The 15,811-nt window shown below is 64.7% G+C and carries 15 protein-coding genes and 1 other RNA gene; 9 read left to right on the plus strand and 7 right to left on the minus strand.

What is annotated here, in order from left to right:
- Nucleotides 1–50: 50 nt before the first annotated feature.
- Genes CHX26_RS13500 through CHX26_RS13510 form a run of 4 tightly spaced genes read right to left on the minus strand, consistent with a single transcriptional unit; the run spans nucleotide 51 to nucleotide 2,219 of the window.
- The gene (locus tag CHX26_RS13500; protein WP_104942814.1) at nucleotides 51–485 is read right to left on the minus strand and encodes a DNA polymerase III subunit chi; all 435 of its coding nucleotides are present in this window, start codon (nucleotides 483–485) and stop codon (nucleotides 51–53) included.
- Nucleotides 482–631, minus strand: coding sequence for a DUF2256 domain-containing protein (locus CHX26_RS13505; protein WP_104942815.1), 150 nt, complete (start codon nucleotides 629–631; stop codon nucleotides 482–484). The genes CHX26_RS13500 and CHX26_RS13505 overlap by 4 nt, the downstream gene beginning before the upstream one ends.
- An 8-nt stretch (nucleotides 632–639) precedes the next feature.
- The gene (locus tag CHX26_RS16165) at nucleotides 640–762 is read right to left on the minus strand and encodes a hypothetical protein (protein ID WP_257790843.1); all 123 of its coding nucleotides are present in this window, start codon (nucleotides 760–762) and stop codon (nucleotides 640–642) included.
- Nucleotides 759–2,219: a leucyl aminopeptidase gene (locus tag CHX26_RS13510; RefSeq protein WP_104943442.1), complete on the minus strand. Its 1,461-nt coding sequence runs from the start codon at nucleotides 2,217–2,219 to the stop codon at nucleotides 759–761. Before CHX26_RS13510 ends, CHX26_RS16165 begins: the two co-directional genes overlap by 4 nt.
- A 133-nt stretch (nucleotides 2,220–2,352) precedes the next feature.
- Here CHX26_RS13510 and CHX26_RS13515 point away from each other — a divergent pair, with 133 nt between their 5' ends.
- The 4 genes from CHX26_RS13515 to rsmA all read left to right on the plus strand — a co-directional run bounded on the left by CHX26_RS13515 (nucleotide 2,353) and on the right by rsmA (nucleotide 8,054).
- A complete protein-coding gene (locus CHX26_RS13515; RefSeq protein WP_104942816.1) occupies nucleotides 2,353–4,647 on the plus strand; it encodes an LPS-assembly protein LptD in 2,295 nt (764 codons plus the stop codon).
- Nucleotides 4,648–4,856: 209 nt separating this feature from the next.
- The gene (locus CHX26_RS13520) at nucleotides 4,857–6,209 is read left to right on the plus strand and encodes a peptidylprolyl isomerase (protein WP_104942817.1); all 1,353 of its coding nucleotides are present in this window, start codon (nucleotides 4,857–4,859) and stop codon (nucleotides 6,207–6,209) included.
- Between the two features lie 5 nt (nucleotides 6,210–6,214).
- Nucleotides 6,215–7,225 carry a 4-hydroxythreonine-4-phosphate dehydrogenase PdxA gene (pdxA, locus tag CHX26_RS13525; RefSeq protein WP_233997356.1) on the plus strand — a complete coding sequence of 337 codons (1,011 nt, stop codon included), beginning with the start codon at nucleotides 6,215–6,217 and terminating at the stop codon, nucleotides 7,223–7,225.
- On the plus strand, nucleotides 7,218–8,054 hold the full coding sequence (gene rsmA, locus CHX26_RS13530) for a 16S rRNA (adenine(1518)-N(6)/adenine(1519)-N(6))-dimethyltransferase RsmA (protein ID WP_104942819.1): 837 nt from the start codon (nucleotides 7,218–7,220) through the stop codon (nucleotides 8,052–8,054). The genes pdxA and rsmA overlap by 8 nt, the downstream gene beginning before the upstream one ends.
- Here the strand turns inward: rsmA and CHX26_RS13535 are convergent.
- Together CHX26_RS13535 and CHX26_RS13540 are read right to left on the minus strand one after the other, a co-directional pair.
- A complete protein-coding gene (locus tag CHX26_RS13535) occupies nucleotides 8,014–8,568 on the minus strand; it encodes a hypothetical protein (RefSeq protein WP_104942820.1) in 555 nt (184 codons plus the stop codon). The two genes, rsmA and CHX26_RS13535, sit on opposite strands and share 41 nt — an antisense overlap.
- Nucleotides 8,569–8,631: 63 nt before the next feature.
- Nucleotides 8,632–10,731 (minus strand): malate synthase G, encoded by a 2,100-nt coding sequence (locus CHX26_RS13540; protein WP_104942821.1) that lies wholly within the window; start codon nucleotides 10,729–10,731, stop codon nucleotides 8,632–8,634.
- A gap of 123 nt (nucleotides 10,732–10,854) precedes the next feature.
- On the opposite strand from CHX26_RS13540, the gene CHX26_RS13545 reads away from it, so the two are divergent.
- The 5 genes from CHX26_RS13545 (at nucleotide 10,855) to CHX26_RS13565 (ending at nucleotide 15,273) form a co-directional block, all read left to right on the plus strand.
- Nucleotides 10,855–12,045: a hydrolase gene (locus CHX26_RS13545; protein ID WP_233997165.1), complete on the plus strand. Its 1,191-nt coding sequence runs from the start codon at nucleotides 10,855–10,857 to the stop codon at nucleotides 12,043–12,045.
- On the plus strand, nucleotides 12,042–13,058 hold the full coding sequence (locus tag CHX26_RS13550; RefSeq protein WP_104942822.1) for an arginine N-succinyltransferase: 1,017 nt from the start codon (nucleotides 12,042–12,044) through the stop codon (nucleotides 13,056–13,058). The genes CHX26_RS13545 and CHX26_RS13550 overlap by 4 nt, the downstream gene beginning before the upstream one ends.
- Entirely contained in the window at nucleotides 13,055–14,305 is a 1,251-nt protein-coding gene (locus tag CHX26_RS13555) for an N-succinylarginine dihydrolase (protein WP_104942823.1), read from the plus strand. Before CHX26_RS13550 ends, CHX26_RS13555 begins: the two co-directional genes overlap by 4 nt.
- A gap of 92 nt (nucleotides 14,306–14,397) precedes the next feature.
- Nucleotides 14,398–14,655: a hypothetical protein gene (locus CHX26_RS13560; RefSeq protein ID WP_104942824.1), complete on the plus strand. Its 258-nt coding sequence runs from the start codon at nucleotides 14,398–14,400 to the stop codon at nucleotides 14,653–14,655.
- Nucleotides 14,656–14,733: 78 nt separating this feature from the next.
- Entirely contained in the window at nucleotides 14,734–15,273 is a 540-nt protein-coding gene (locus CHX26_RS13565) for a hypothetical protein (RefSeq protein ID WP_104942825.1), read from the plus strand.
- A gap of 44 nt (nucleotides 15,274–15,317) precedes the next feature.
- On the opposite strand, the gene ssrA is transcribed toward CHX26_RS13565, so the two are convergent.
- Nucleotides 15,318–15,691, minus strand: a transfer-messenger RNA (tmRNA) gene (gene ssrA / locus CHX26_RS13570).
- Nucleotides 15,692–15,811: the final 120 nt, after the last annotated feature.

The raw sequence follows: 15,811 nt of genomic DNA on the forward strand, positions 1-15,811 counted from the left end.
CCTCACAATCGCACGGGAGCATCACCCATCAGGCCGGTTTGTGCAAGAGACTAGCCCTTCTTGACCCAGCGGCCGTCTTCCTGAGCGAAATAGCTCCGCTCCACCCCTTCACGCCCGTCCTGCGCGCGCCACGCCTGCCGCGCGGCAGGGGCAAGATCAGGGGGAAACAGCAGAAACACGCGGGCAAAGCCGGGCACGTCGCGGAAGGTGCCGTCGGCAAGGATCAGGTGGGTGGCGGCGTTGGTAGGGACAGGCTCCGGGGCGATCAGGATCGGCTGGCGATCTGCGCCCGGCGCGTCTGCCTCGCCATTGGCGAGGAAGCTCTCCGGCCCGGCCTGCCACAGTGCACGGGACAAGGAAGCCCGCTGCTGCGGATCGGCAGCGACGACCAACACCCGCTCCCCGCTATCGACCGCGCGCTTCGCAATCAGCGCGACCACCTTTCCGACCGGATCGTGGGTGTATTGCCAGAAATCGAGTTTCATGGATTACCCTTCCCGCGCCGACACCGGTCAGAACAATACTTCACATTGTCCCAATCGCGCTCCCACTTCTTGCGCCATGTAAAGGGCAGCCCGCAAGCGAGGCAGGTCTTGGTGGGCAGGTCGCTCTTCTTGCGCATTTTTGGCATTTATTGCCTCAAGCGCCGGCGGGCGCGTCCGCGCCCTTGGCTTCCTCGCTCACGCGGCCCAAGGGCCGCATCGCTGCGGGCGCCCGGTCGGGCTTGCGGCCCTGCGGGCCGAAATGCGCGTATTTCGTCAACCTTCGATCACATCCCGCACGAACTGGTCGAGCAGGCGCACGCCGTATCCCGTGGCGCCCTTGTCCCAAGTGTGGCCGGGCTTGTTCGACCACACCATCCCGGCGATGTCCAAGTGCGCCCAGGGCGTGCCATCCTTGATAAACCGCTTGAGGAACTGCGCGGCGGTGATCGAACCGGCCTCGCGCGGGCCGATATTCTTGATGTCGGCGACGGGCGAATCGATCAGCTTGTCGTAATTGGGGCCAAGCGGCATCCGCCACAGCTTGTCACCGCTGGTCCGGCCAGCCGCATCGAGCTGCGCGGCCAGGGTATCGTCATTGGCGAACATCCCGCCATATTCATTGCCCAGGCTGATGATCATCGCACCGGTCAGGGTGGCAAGATCGACGATCCGCGCCGGATCATACTGCTCCTGCGCCCAGTGCAGCGCGTCGCACAGCACCAGCCGCCCTTCGGCATCGGTGTTGAGCACTTCGACCGTCTGGCCGCTCATGGTGGTGACGATGTCGCCAGGGCGCTGGGCCTTGCCGTCGGGCATGTTCTCGACCAGGCCCATGACGCCGATGACATTAGCCTTGGCCTTGCGGCTGACCAGCGCGAGCATCGCGCCCGCCACCGCGCCAGCGCCGCCCATGTCCCACTTCATGTCCTCCATGCCCGGCCCCGGCTTCAGAGATATGCCCCCGGTGTCGAAGGTCACGCCCTTGCCGACGAACACGGTCGGCTTGTCCCCCGCTGCGCCGCCGTTCCAGCGCACCGCCAGCAGCTTCGATTCGCGCTCGGAGCCCTTGCCGACCCCCAGCAGCGCGCCCATGCCGAGTGCCTCCATCTCGGCCTCGCCCAGAACGGTGATTTCCGCACCTGTCCCGGCGAAGGCTTCCTCGCAGGCGGCAACGAACGTCGCGGGATAGATGATGTTGGCAGGTTCGGTCACGAGCCCGCGGGTAAACTCGACCCCCTTGGCAAGCGCGGCTTCACGCGCCCAGGCGGCGTCGGTGCCTTCGGGGGCGTTGACGACGTGCACCGCGGCGAGCGAGGGGCGCTTGTCTGCCGCCAGCCGCGTGCGATAGGCATCGTGCCGCCATGCCCGCAGCCGCAGGCCGAGCAGGACAGCCGCCGCCTCATCCGCCGAAAGCGCAGCCTGCCCCAGATCGAGCACCATCGCCTTCTCGGCCGAGACCAGATACTTCGCCGTCAGCGCCGCGCCTGCCCGTTCAAGGTTGGCGCGGCGATCAGCCACGCCCACCTCGCCAGCTCCTGCCAGCGCAATCCGGCGCAGCGCCCCCGCCATGCTCGCAAAGCCTTCGAACACCTGTCCGGCGCGCCCGGCAAACTGCGCCGCATCGGCCCCTTCGATCAGCACCTGGTCAAGCCCGGCGAGTGCCGCGCCCTGATTGACCACCCGCGCGTGGAGGCGAATGTCGGCAGGCGGGGCGGCGGTGAAGTGGATCTGCATGGGGACTCCGAAGAAGCATGAGGCAGGGGGCGCCGGCGCAAGGCTGGCATGCTGTCCGACACGTGCGACAAGCCGCGCGCCGGCGGCGCAAACGCGATTGCGATTAAGCCTCAGCGGTGCAATAGGCAAGGCCATGTCGGGAGGCTCGCCAGTGGACACGCGCAAGGTCGCGGACCCCGCCTTGCGCTTCCCGGCGCGAGGCGCTGCATCGCGCGTGGCGCTGGCGCTCGGCCTGGTCGCCGCCGCCCCCCCGCTCGCCGCGCAAGAGCAGGCAGCAGACCCCGCCCAGCCCGACGCCCCTGTGATCGCCACCGCGAATCAGCCGCGCCAGATCGATTTCGAGGCGACCCGGATCGCCTATGACAACGAAACCGAAGTCGTCACCGCCAGCGGCAATGTCATTTTGCGCTCGGAAGACCGTTCGGTGCGCGCCGACGAGGTATCGTGGGACCGCAAATCGGGCCGCATCATCGCCACCGGCAATATCCGCATGGTCGACGAGGCCGGAAACCAGCTGTTCACCGATCAGATCGAACTGACCGAGGAATTCGATACCGGCGCCATGAGCGAGCTGCTGATCGCCCTGCGCGCAGGCGGGCGCCTTGCCGCGCGCTCGGCGGAACGGGGCGCGGATGGCAATGCCTTGCTCACCGATGCTGCCTACACCGCCTGCCCGGTGGTCGACGAAGACGGCTGCGCGACCAATCCCAGCTGGCGCGTCACCGCGCGGCGGGTGATCTACGACCAGAAGGAAAGCCGCGTGCGCTTCGAAGGGGCGATGCTGGAGCTGTTCGGCGCGCGCATCCTGCCCCTGCCCGGTCTTGCGATCCGCACCGACGGCAAGGCCGAAAGCGGCTTTCTCGTCCCCGACGTGCGGGTGACGCAGGTCAACGGGCTGGAGCTGTCAGGCGAATATTACTGGCGCATGGCCGACAATATCGATCTGACGCTGGGCGCCTATGTCTTTTCCAACGTCGCCCCGATGGCCAGCGCCAAGTGGCGCCACCTTACCGAAAAGGGCGCCTACCAGATCACCGGCTACGGCACCTTTTCAGACCGTCTGACCGATTTCACCGGCGCGGAAAGCTTCCAGAGCGACCCGCGCGGGTACCTCGATGCCAATGGCCGCTTCCAGTTCTCCCCCGACTGGAACCTCACCGGATCGATCCGCCTCGCCAGTGACCGCACCTTCCTGCGCCGTTACGACCTCAGCCGCGATGACCGGCTGCGTTCGACCATCGATCTCGAACGCATCACCGATCGATCCTACCTCTCGATTGCCGGCTGGGCGACCCAGACGCTGCGGCTGAACGCCGATCAGGGCCAGATACCGCTGGCGCTCCCCGCCATCGATTATCGCCAGAAGATCGGTGACAGGGTTCTGGGCGGCAACCTGATGTTCCAGGCCAACAGCCTCGCGCTGCTGCGCCGCGACGGGCAGGACACCCAGCGTGCCTTCGCCGGGGCGCAGTGGGACATGAAGCGCCTGACCGGCATGGGCCAGCTTGTCACGCTGACGGCGTTGGTGCGCGGCGATGTCTACAACACCAACAATATCGATGCGACCACCACCCTCGCCTATCGCGGGACAGAGGGCTGGACCGCGCGCGGCATTGCCACTGCTGCGATCGACGTCGAGTGGCCGTTCGTGGGCGAGGCCTTTGGCGGCACGCAGGTGTTCAAGCCGCGCCTGCAATTTGTCGCCAGCCCCAAGGTGCGCAATCTTGCCGTCCCCAACGAAGATGCGCGCGCGATCGACCTTGAGGATTCGAACCTTTTCGCGCTCAATCGCTTTCCCGGCTATGACCGGGTCGAAGACGGCAGCCGCGTCACATGGGGCGTGGATTGGGAACTGCAGCGCCCCGGCTGGCGGGTAAAATCGACCATCGGCCAGTCCTTCCGCCTCGAAGCGGTCGAACCGGGCCTGTTTCCCCAGGGCACCGGTTTGTCGGAAAAGGTCAGCGATTTCGTCGGCCGCACCGAAGTGCGCTTCAGGAACCTTGTGAGCTTCACTCACCGCTTCCGGCTCGACAAGGACAATTTCGCCGTGCGCCGCAACGAGGTGGACGCGACCATCGGATCGCGGCGGACCTATCTCGAAGTCGGTTATCTGCAATTGAACCGTGACATTCAGACCGTGGAAGACCTGCGCGACCGCGAGGAATTGCGCGCCGCCGCGCGGATCGCCATCGGGCGCAAGTGGTCGGTGTTCGGATCGGGCGTGTTCAACCTCACTGATGCGGAAGATGATCCGATCTTCCTGCCCGATGGCTTCGAACCGATCCGCACGCGCCTCGGCATTGCCTATGCCGACGACTGCATCGAATTCGGCGCGACCTGGCGGCGCGATTTCATCGACGCGGGCGACGCGCGGCGCGGCAATGCCTTTCAGCTGTTCTTTGCCCTTCGCAACCTCGGGTTCCGGTAAACCACCATTCCACATCTGCAAGAATTGGCAGGGCGGGCAAATGGCGTTAAAGGGGCCGCCATCGGCAAGCGCGCCTGTGGCTCAGGGGATCGACCAAGGCTCAGCTTGCGTTCAGCCGGAACGGGGCAACGGCGAACCAGGGCGCGAACGTGTGCGCTGAACTTTGGCCACAAGGCGGGAATGAACGAGTGAAGCTGAAGCTGTTTTCAATGGATGTGATTGGCAGAACCGGCACCGCGCTGGCGGCGGCAGGCCTGATCGGGCTTGCCATGGTGCCAAGCGCTGCACCGGCTCAGACCGTGGCCGTACCGACGGCTGACAATCCTTTCGGCCTGCCCGAAGATATCACCCTGTTCGGCAAGGCCGATCCTGATCGCCGTACCGCAACCGCGATCGTCAATGGCTTCGTCATCACCGGCACCGATATCGATCAGCGCGTCGCATTGGTGGTATCGGCCTCGGAAGCGCCGATCCCCGACGAGGAAATGCTCCGCCTGCGCGTGCAGGTTCTGCGCAATCTGATCGATGAAACACTCAAGATTCAGGCCGCTGCCGCCGCTGACCTTGAGGTGAAGCGCGAACAGGTCGAACAGACCTATCAACAGCTGGCCGCGCAGAATTTCAGCACCGATCCCAAGAAGATGGACGAATATCTGCTGTCGATCGGATCATCACCTGCCTCGCTCAAGCGCCAGATCGAGGGCGAGGCCGCGTGGGACAACCTGCTGCGCCGCAACATCATGCCCTTCGTCAACGTCTCGGCCGAAGAGGTCAACGACGTGCTGCAGCGCATGAACGAGGCCAAGGGCACGGACGAATACCGCCTCGGCGAAATCTATCTTTCGGCGACGACCGAAAACCGCGCGCAGGTGCTCGCCAATGCGCAGGCGATCATGCAGCAATTGCAGCAGGGCGGCAGCTTTGTCGCCTATGCTCGCCAGTTCTCCGAAGCGACCACGGCGGTTGTTGGCGGCGATCTGGGCTGGGTTCGGCTTGGCCAGCTCCCGCCGCAGCTTGCTGCCGCCGCACGGTCGATGCAGGCCGGACAGCTGCAGGGGCCGATCGAGATTCCGGGCGGCTTTTCGATCCTCTATCTGATCAACAAGCGGCAGGTGCTGATGGCCGACCCGGCCGAGGCGATCCTGAGCCTGAAGCAGATCTCGGTGACCTTCCCCGAGGGCGTCACACAGGCTCAGGCCGAAGCCCGGGTCGAGGAATTCGGCAAGTTCATTCAGGGCCTGCGCGGCTGCGGCGATGTGGATGCGGGCGCGGCGAAGATCGGGGCTGAAGTGATCTCCAACGATCAGATCAAGGCGGCAAACCTGCCCGAACAGCTGCGCGGGATCATTCTCAACCTCCAGATCGGGCAGGCCACGCCGCCGTTCGGCGGGGTGCAGGAAGGCGTGCGCGTACTGATGCTGTGCGGCCGGGACGATCCGGCGGATTCCGGCGCGCCGACCTTCGCGGCGGTGATGGATCAGATCGAGCAGGAGCGCGTGAACAAGCGCGCCCAACGTTACCTGCGCGATCTGCGCAACGATGCCTATATCGAGTACAATTGACGACGCTGCCGACACCGCTGGCGATCACGCTGGGCGATCCGGCGGGGATCGGCCCGGAAATCATTCTGGGCGCATGGGCAAGGTTGCGGGCTGATGGCCGCGCGCCGCCCGCCTTCGTGGTTGGTGGTCCGGAAGTGCTGCGCAAGACGGCTGAAGCCTTGCGGATCGACTGCCCGATCGTCCCGATTGCCGATCCTGCCGAGGCCTTTTTCGCTGCCGCTGTAGGATTGCCGGTTCTGGCGGGTCTAGATGGCCCCTTGACCCCCTCCAGACCCTCCCCAGACGGCGCTCGCCTCGCTCTGGCCTCGCTTCAATGGGGGGTCAGATTGACGCTCGCCGGGGACGCTGTAGGACTGGTCACCGCGCCGGTCGCCAAGTCCGCGCTGGCCGCAGTGGGGTGGGATTTTCCGGGACAGACCGAGTTCCTCGCCGAGGCTTGCGGGCGACCGTGGCACGATGCCGTGATGATGCTGGCAGGGCCATCCCTGCGCACCGTGCCGCTGACGGTCCACGTCCCGCTGGCCGAGGTTCCGGGGCTGATTTCGGAAGGCCTGATCCTCCACAAGGCGCGCATTGTGGCAGAAGGATTACGCAGGGATTTCGGGGTTTTGTACCCCAGACTTGCGATAGCTTCACTGAACCCGCATGCCGGAGAAGGTGGCAAATTCGGGGATGAGGAAGCACGTGTAATCGCGCCTGCCATCGCCGCCCTGCAGGCAGAGGGGATCAACGCTTTCGGGCCGGTTCCGGGAGACGCGCTGTTCACCCCGCGGGCGCGCGCGGGATATGATGCGGCGCTATGCATGTATCACGATCAAGCCCTTATCCCTCTGAAAGCGCTGGAATTTGACGAGGGCGTAAACGTCACGCTTGGCCTCCCCATTATTCGGACCTCGCCCGATCATGGCACGGCGTTCGATATCGCGGGGCAAGGCGTGGCTGATCCCGGCGCGATGGCGGCGGCGATTGTCATGGCGGCAGAGATGGCAGCGGCACGGGTGTCAGCCGATGCCTGATCTCCCTCCCATCCGCGAAGTCATCCACAAGCACGGCCTCGCCGCGTCCAAGGCACTGGGGCAGAACTTCCTGCTTGATGAGCAATTGCTTGCCCGCATTGCGGCGCTGCCCGGGGATCTGGCGGGTCAGCAAGTCCTTGAAGTCGGCCCAGGTCCCGGCGGGCTGACGCGGGCGCTTTTGCGTGCTGGAGCTAAGGTCACCGCCATCGAGATGGACCGCCGTTGCCTGCCCGCGCTCGCTGAACTGGCCGTGAGCTTTCCTGGGCAACTCACTGTTATCGAAGGCGATGCGCTGAAACTCGATCACGGCGCATTGATGCACGGCACGCCGTTCCACGTGCTCTCGAACCTGCCCTATAATGTTGGCACGGCGCTGTTCGTGCGTTGGCTGGGTGGAGAGGCGTGGCCGCCGCAATGGCTCTCACTTACTCTGATGTTTCAGCGCGAAGTGGCTGAAAGGATTGTCGCTTCTCCTGGCAGCAGCGCCTATGGTCGCCTCGCTGTGCTGGCCCAATGGCGGGCAGAAGCGCGGCTGGCGATGAAAGTCCATCGCAGCGCCTTCACCCCGCCGCCGAAGGTGATGAGCGCCATCGTCCACGTCACCCCTAGCGCCATGCCCGCAGGCATCTCGGCCCGCACTCTCGAACGCCTCACCGAAGCCGCCTTCGGTCAGCGTCGCAAGATGCTGCGTCAGAGCTTGAAGGGCGTCCCCGGTGCGCTTGAGGCGCTGGCCGCACTGGGGATCGATGAGACGCGGCGGGCGGAGACAGTGAGTGTGGCAGAGTTCGTCAGCGTAGCGCGGGCACTTGATCGGCGCGCTTCCCGATAGTCTCTTTCCGCAACAATTCGGCGCGTTGCAGCATCAGGCCAAGTATCTCTGAATGCTCGGCTGCCCATTGCATGACGTTGGAAAAAATGAGGATTTCAATGCCATCCACGCCTTCCATCTGAATGCCGTACTCCTTGTCCGAAAGATCCCACGCCGCTGGTTCGACCGTCATCTTGGCGAAGGGCAGGAACAGATCGCGACAACCATATCGGAACGGCGGGACAATCGACAGGCTCAGGCCATCGGGATGAACGCCCACCACCACAGGCGGGTGGCGGTGCGATTTGAGATCGCCTGACATGTGCCCCCAACGAAATCCTGGCTGCGAAATGCGAACCATCCCTGCGAGCTTCTTCGCCAGCGGCTCGCGCGGTTCGAATGCGGCATATAGCAGTTCATACTCGCGCCAACGCGAATTGCTGGCATGAATGATGTAGAATGCCAGCCCGCCGAAGAAGGCAAGGCTGAGCATGCTGATTAGCGCCATGTAGAGCTGATTGAAGATTTCACCCATATGGCCCAGTCCGGAACATGAACGTCATGATCCGAGCCTAGGACATAAAGGTATCCAAAGGGTTCACCCCGCCTTCTTCCTGAGCCGCCAAGCGTGGAGCAGCGGTTCGGTGTAGCCGCTCGGCTGCTCCACCCCCTTGAAGATCAGATCCTTCGCCGCGCTGAAGGCCGCGCCGGTCTCGTTGCCTGTCAGCGGCTCATAGAACGGGTCACCGGCGTTCTGCGCATCGACCTTGGCCGCCATGCGGCGGAGCGAGTCCATCACCTGTTCCTCGCTCACCACCCCGTGCAGCAACCAGTTGGCGATGTGCTGCGAGGAGATGCGCAAGGTGGCGCGGTCCTCCATCAGGCCCACGTCGTTGATGTCGGGCACCTTGGAACAGCCCACGCCCTGATCCACCCAGCGCACGACATAACCGAGCAATCCCTGACAGTTATTGTCGAGTTCCTCGCGGATTTCTTCCTCCGACCAGTTCGTGCCTTCGGCCAGCGGGATCGACAGCAGCGCATCTAGTCCCATCGGCTCTGGAAGGTGCTTCTGCACCTCGAACACGTCTATCTGGTGGTAATGCAGCGCGTGGAGCGTCGCGGCAGTGGGGGACGGGACCCATGCGGTGTTGGCGCCCGCCTTCAGGTGGCCCACCTTCTCGACCATCATCTGCCCCATCAGGTCGGGCGCGGCCCACATGCCCTTGCCGATCTGCGCCTTGCCCGACAGGCCGTGGCGAAGACCGATGGCGACATTGCGCGCCTCGTAGGACTTGAGCCAGTCGCTGCCCTTCATCGCACCTTTCCGCAGCATCGGACCTGCGCGCATCGAGGTGTGGATTTCATCGCCGGTGCGATCGAGGAAGCCGGTGTTGATGAAGACGATCCGGTCGCGCACGGCGTGGATACAGGCGGCAAGGTTGGCCGATGTGCGGCGCTCCTCGTCCATCACCCCGACCTTGATCGTGTGGCGCGGCAGCTTGAGCAAATCCTCGACCGCGTCGAACAGGCCATTGGTGAAGGCGCATTCTTCCGGCCCGTGCATCTTGGGCTTCACGATATAGATGCTTCCGGTGCGCGAGTTGCCGAACCTGCCGTGGCCTTCAACGTCGAGCGTGCTGATCGCGCTGGTGAACACCGCGTCCATGATGCCTTCGGGCACTTCGGAGCCATCCGCGAGGCGGATCGCCGGGTTGGTCATCAGGTGGCCGACATTGCGCACGAACATCAGACTGCGGCCCTTGAGGGTCTGCGCGCTGCCGTCGGTGGCAGTGTAGCTTTTGTCGCCTGCCAGCGTGCGGGTGAGAGTCTTGCCGCCCTTTTCGAAGCTTTCCGACAGATCGCCGCGGATGATGCCGAGCCAGTTGGTGTAGGCCAGCAGCTTGTCCTCGGCATCGACCGCCGCCACGGAGTCTTCGCAATCGGCGATGGTGGTGAGCGCGGCTTCGACGATGATATCGGCGATTCCCGCCTTGTCGGTCGAGCCCACGGGGGTGTTAGAATCGAACACAACTTCGACGTGCAGGCCGTTGTTCTTGAAGAGCAGGCCCTTTTCGGTCTCACCGATATACTGGCCCGCATCCGCAAGCACCACACCCTCGCGCCCGGTCAGATCGGCCCAGCTTGCACCGCCGGCCAGAGGAAAGGCCTGGTCGAGGAACTGCCGCCCGCGCGCGATCACCGCGCTCCCTCGCGCTTCGTCATAGCCGCCGGGTCTGGCAGGCGGCGCATCGAGCGCATCGGTGCCGTAAAGCGCGTCGTAGAGGCTCCCCCACCGCGCGTTCGCCGCGTTAAGCAGGAAACGCGCGTTGAGGATCGGCACCACCAGCTGCGGGCCGGCCATAGTCGCGATCTCGGGATCGACGTTCTGGGTGCCGATCTGGAAGTCGCCCGGTTCAGGGACAAGGTAGCCGATCTCGCTGAGGAAGGCCTTGTAGGCCGCTGCATCGTGCGGTTGCCCCGCGCGCTCCATGTGCCAGGCGTCGATCTGCCCCTGGAGCGCCTCGCGCTTGTCGAGCAGCGCACGATTTCTCGGTGCGAATTCGGCGAGAAGCTCGGCAAATCCCGCCCAGAACGCACCCACATCGCGCCCCAACGGCGCCAGTACTTCGGTTTCGAGGAAGACCGCCAGCCGAGAATCGATGGTCACACCGGCGCGGGTAGTCATGTCAGTCATTCTGGTCCTCGTGTGGTAAACGCAAAGCGGAACCCGGGGAGGAGAGGACGCGCCGCCTATGGCGCAGGCCCGACATGATTGCAACGGGTTGGACTGGCGCGCGCAGACGGCTAGAGGGAACAGATGGACGGGACGAAGGGCACAATCGACGGTGCCGCGATGCTGGCGCAGGTGCAGGCATGGAGCGCGGTGAACACCGGGACGGCGAATCTCGCCGGGCTGGCTGAGCAAGCGGCGATGCTGGAAGAGGCTTTCGGCGTCCTGCCCGGCACAGTCACGCTGGTCGACCCCGCACCCGTCACCGCGATTGCCGCGGATGGCACGGCGTTCGACAAGCCCCACGGCCAGCACCTGTTGGTGCGCGTCCGGCCACAGGCGAACCGGCGGATCCTGCTGACCGGCCATATGGACACCGTGTTCCCCGCCGACCACGCCTTTCAAGGACAACGCTGGCTCGACGACGAGACACTCAATGGGCCGGGGGTGGCCGACATGAAAGGCGGGATTGCGGTAATGCTCCACGCGCTGATGGCGTTCGAAGCGAGCGCGGATGCAGCGGCACTGGGCTATGATGTGCTGATCAATTCGGACGAGGAAACCGGATCGCTTGCCAGTGCCGCGCTGATCGCGGAACTGGCCGCAGGCAAGCTCGCGGCGCTCACCTACGAACCCGCCGCCCTGCCCGACGGCACACTAGCGCACGAGCGCGGCGGTACCGGAAACTATTCGATCACATTCACGGGGCGCAGCGCCCATGCGGGGCGCAACCCGCATGAAGGCCGCAACGCGATTGTCGCGGCGGCCGATCTGATCCTGCGGTTAAAGGCGCTGGAAACGCCGGAGATCACCATCAACCCGGCCAAGCTGGAAGGCGGCGCGGCCAACAACGTCGTACCCGATCACGCCGTTCTGCGCTTCAACATCCGCCCCAAAAGCGTCGAGGCCGGCGCCGCGTTCGATCAGACACTCGGCCAGTTGCTCGGTGCCATCGAGGCCGAACATGAGGTCATCACCCATCGTCACGGCGGTGTCACCCGGCCGCCCAAAAAGGTCGACGCTGCTGCGCAAAGGCTGTTCGATCTGGTGCGGGAATGCGGGGCCGAACTTGGGCAAAGCATTCGCTGGCAGTCCACCGGCGGGGTGTGCGACGGCAACAATATCGCCGCCTGCGGTGTGCCGGTGGTTGATACCATGGGCGTGCGCGGCGGGGCGATCCACTCACCCCAGGAATACCTCATCGTCCCCAGCCTTGCCGAACGCGCCGCCCTGTCCGCGCGCGTGATCACCCGTATCGCTCAAGGAGCCCTCACGTGACCTTTCGCCTGCGCCCCGCGCGCGCTTCCGATCTGGAGGCACTTTATGAAATGGCCAAGCTGACCGGCGGGGGATTTACCAACCTGCCGCCCGACCGAGCGGCACTGCGCGGCAAGCTCGAACGGGCCGAGGCCGCCTTCGCCCGTGAGGCGGACACGTTGGGGGACGAACTGTTCGTGCTGGTGCTTGAAAACGCTCGCACCGGCGCGGTGCGCGGCACCTGTCAGCTGATGACCAATGTCGGGCAACGCTGGCCATTCTATTCCTATCGGCTCAACACCCTCACCCAGTATTCGCAGGAGCTTGACCGCACAGTACGCGCCGAGCTGCTCAGCCTCGTCACCGATCTCGAAGGGTCAAGCGAGGTCGGCGGGTTGTTCCTTCACCCCAACGAACGCGCGGGTGGGCTGGGCCTGCTGCTCGCCCGATCGCGCTACCTGTTCGTGGCGATGCACCGCAAACGCTTCGCCGACCGCATCCTCGCCGAATTGCGCGGGATTATCGACGAGCGCGGTGGATCGCCGTTCTGGGAAGGCGTGGCAGGGCGTTTTTTCGGAATGAACTTTCAGGATGCGGATTATTTCAATGCCATCAACGGCAACCAGTTCATCGCCGATCTGATGCCCAAACACCCGGTCTATGTCGCGATGTTGAGCGAGGATGCGCGCAGCGTCATCGGCGTGCCTCACCCCACCGGCCGGGCGGCGATGCGGATGCTGGAGAACGAAGGCTTTCGCCATGATGGCTATGTCGACATTTTCGACGGCGGGCCGACGATGGTGGCCCATACCGACAATGTCACCAGCGTAAAGGGGAGCGCGGAGGCGCGCGTTACCGCGCTGTCGGTGAGCGAGGGCGAGAAGGCGATCCTCGCGACTGGTCACCTCGGCAGCTTCCGCGCCTGCTTTGGCGCGCGCGTTCTCGACGGCGAGGGAGGAATCGCAATCGATTCGGCCAGCGCAGACCTGCTCGACATATGCGAGGGAGACAAGGTGTGGAGTGTGGCGCGATGAGCCTGACGGAAATCAATTTCGACGGGATTGTCGGCCCCTCGCACAATTATGCCGGCCTCAGCCTCGGGAACATCGCCAGCGCCAGCCATGCGGGCGACCCTTCCTACCCGCGCGCCGCCGCCCTGCAGGGTGTGGCGAAGATGCGCGGCAATCTCGCGCGGCTGGGCGTGCAGGGCTTCCTTTTGCCGCTGCCCCGCCCCAACCGCGCACTGACGCATGCGCTCACGCTCGACGGCACCGAGCCGCCGCAATTGCGCGCCGCGCCGTGGTCGGCCTCGTCGATGTGGACCGCCAATGCCGCGACCGTCAGCCCCGCGCCCGATACCGCCGACGGGCGCTGCCACCTGACGCCCGCGAACCTCGTCACCATGCTCCACCGCGCACAGGAATGGCCCGACACCAAGCGCCAGCTGGAAATCGCGTTCGGCAACACGGCGCACTTCACCATCCACGACGCGGTGCCGCCGACCTTCGGCGACGAAGGCGCGGCCAATCATATGCGGCTCTGCGACAGCCACGAGGCGTCCGGCGTCGAGGTGTTCGTTTACGGCAAGACCGGTGGCCGCTTTCCCGCGCGCCAGCACGAACAGGCCAGCCGCCTTGTCGCCCGCGCCCACGGGCTCGATCCGGCGCGGACTGTGTTCATCGAGCAGAACCCTGAAGCCATCGCGGCAGGCGCGTTCCACAATGATGTAGTGGCGGTGGCGAATGGCCGGGTGCTGTTCACCCATGACATGGCCTTCGCCGACCAGCAGGGCGCCTATGACGCGATCCGCGCGGCCTTCCCCGCGCTGGAGGTGGTCGAGGTGCCATCCAGCGCGGTCAGCTTGCAGGAGGCGATCCGCACCTACCTGTTCAACGCGCAACTCATCACTCTGCCGAGCGGCGAAATGGCGCTGATCGTGCCCGAGGAATGCCGCGAGAGCAAAGCCGTGTGGAGCTGGGTGGAGACGATGCTCGCCAGCAATGGCCCGATCCGGCAGGTGATCCCGGTCGATGTCCGGCAGTCGATGGCCAATGGCGGCGGCCCTGCCTGCCTGCGCCTGCGCGTCGTCTGCGATCCGGCCACGGTCGACCCGCGTTTCCTGCTCGACGAGGCCAAGGCCGATCTGATCGAACGCACCATCGCTGCGCATTGGCCTGAACAGATCGATCCGTCCGATCTCGGCACACCCGCACTGGCAAACAGCGTAATCGCGGCACGTCTCGCCCTGCTTGATGCGCTCGACCTGACACAGCTTGGTTAACGCGTTTGGCGCATGCGCCGGAGCGGCGTAAGGTTACCCCAATGTTAAGGCGACTCAGCCCCGTGGCGGGTCGTAGCACTTCGGGAGACGCCATGCTGCGCAAGCTGGGACGGCTGTTCGTGATCAAGACGCGCTTTGAGGCGTTCGTGATCATCTACGCGCTGGCGCTCGGGGCAACGGCGCGCGGCTCCGCCTATCTCGACGAATATCCCGGTGTCGGCGGCCAGTTGCTGTTCCTCGCCACCACCGGCGCCGTGTTCCTGGCGGGAGCAAAGATCCTTGATTGCATCCGGGCGGAAAGGGAACTGGCTGAACTGCGGGCGAAGACAGAACGGCCCGATTCCGCGTAACGTCAACGATCTCTTGACCAGTGGTCGTCAACGTGCAATTGACGACTCGTCAGGAAGTTATTGACGGGGAAACTGCACGTGAACATCACCGAACAGAAAGCAATGCGCGACCGGGTCGGCGCCTTGATGATCGCCTGGGCTAAGGAACAGGAGCCGCCTTTCACTGGGGAGAACCGCGAGGGCTTTGAAGAGGCGATCCTTGCGGCCCATCTTATCGCAGACGAAGGCAGGATCGTTCTGCACCGATGGGTAGAAGCCGCGCGCCGTTCCGGCATCAGCTGGAGCGAGATCGGCGATGCGCTTGGCATCTCCAAACAAGCCGCCCAGCAGCGCTTCCGCACACCCGGAACGGATGCAAACGATGAACTCGTGGGAGGTGGCGAGAAAGTGATCCGCTATGGCGCGCATGCCTTCAACGAGATGAGCATTTTGCGAGAAGAAGGCCGTCAGGGACACGAACTGATCGGCGTCGGCCCGCTGCAACTGTCCTTCCGGCGCACCGATGTATGTTGGGAGTACCGGCGCGTGATTGGCGGCAGCGCCGCGCTGGCCCGCGATGGCTGGATCGAGGTCGCCAGCTGGCTGCCGTTTGTCTACTTCAAGCGTCCGGCACGGTGATGGATGAGGTGGGGGATTCTGTTGCTAGGCTCCCCCGGGCCCCCGGTTTCCGATTCTGTTACCCGGTTCGGTCCGAACCGTGCTCTAAGCTTTGTAAATTCAGGCCGTTAGGCCGTCACATTACGCAGCGAGAGCAAGTGCTTCGTTGTCGTTGGCACTTATGGGTTTTGAGCCTTTAACGGGTTACTCAGCCCGGACGAAAACACTGCTTTTCAACACACGTCGATCCTGGTTCGGCCCCTCCAGCTGAGCCGCTCGGTCGGCACGCTTGATGCGTGCTGGCCGCGTGGCCCAGATGGTGGAGCCGCCGGGTACTGCCCCCGGGTCCGTTGCATCTATTGCACAGCGCAATTTATCGTCATAGCCGGGCGAACCCGGCAGGAACCGATATAGCGCGGCAATCCTGAATGTGAAGTGGACGAGCTTTTGTTTGATGCACGCCCCTCCGGGCGCACGTATCCTCGCTCACACGGCCTGAAGGCCGCGTCGCTGCGGGCGGGCGGTCGCCCTTGCGGCCCTGCGGGCCGTTTGGCGCAGA

This window comes from Porphyrobacter sp. HT-58-2 (genome assembly GCF_002952215.1).
GTDB lineage: Bacteria > Pseudomonadota > Alphaproteobacteria > Sphingomonadales > Sphingomonadaceae > Erythrobacter.

What these genes read in the sequence shown, in the direction of transcription:
- CHX26_RS13505 (WP_104942815.1), bottom strand. Translation starts at nt 631, where the DNA reads ATGCCAAAAATGCGCAAGAAGAGCGACCTGCCCACCAAGACCTGCCTC.
- CHX26_RS13555 (WP_104942823.1), top strand. Translation starts at nt 13,055, where the DNA reads ATGAGCCTGACGGAAATCAATTTCGACGGGATTGTCGGCCCCTCGCAC.
- CHX26_RS13515 (WP_104942816.1), top strand. Translation starts at nt 2,353, where the DNA reads ATGTCGGGAGGCTCGCCAGTGGACACGCGCAAGGTCGCGGACCCCGCC.
- CHX26_RS13535 (WP_104942820.1), bottom strand. Translation starts at nt 8,568, where the DNA reads ATGGGTGAAATCTTCAATCAGCTCTACATGGCGCTAATCAGCATGCTC.
- CHX26_RS13545 (WP_233997165.1), top strand. Translation starts at nt 10,855, where the DNA reads ATGGACGGGACGAAGGGCACAATCGACGGTGCCGCGATGCTGGCGCAG.
- CHX26_RS13500 (WP_104942814.1), bottom strand. Translation starts at nt 485, where the DNA reads ATGAAACTCGATTTCTGGCAATACACCCACGATCCGGTCGGAAAGGTG.
- CHX26_RS13510 (WP_104943442.1), bottom strand. Translation starts at nt 2,219, where the DNA reads ATGCAGATCCACTTCACCGCCGCCCCGCCTGCCGACATTCGCCTCCAC.
- rsmA (WP_104942819.1), top strand. Translation starts at nt 7,218, where the DNA reads ATGCCTGATCTCCCTCCCATCCGCGAAGTCATCCACAAGCACGGCCTC.
- CHX26_RS13520 (WP_104942817.1), top strand. Translation starts at nt 4,857, where the DNA reads ATGGATGTGATTGGCAGAACCGGCACCGCGCTGGCGGCGGCAGGCCTG.
- CHX26_RS13540 (WP_104942821.1), bottom strand. Translation starts at nt 10,731, where the DNA reads ATGACTGACATGACTACCCGCGCCGGTGTGACCATCGATTCTCGGCTG.
- CHX26_RS13560 (WP_104942824.1), top strand. Translation starts at nt 14,398, where the DNA reads ATGCTGCGCAAGCTGGGACGGCTGTTCGTGATCAAGACGCGCTTTGAG.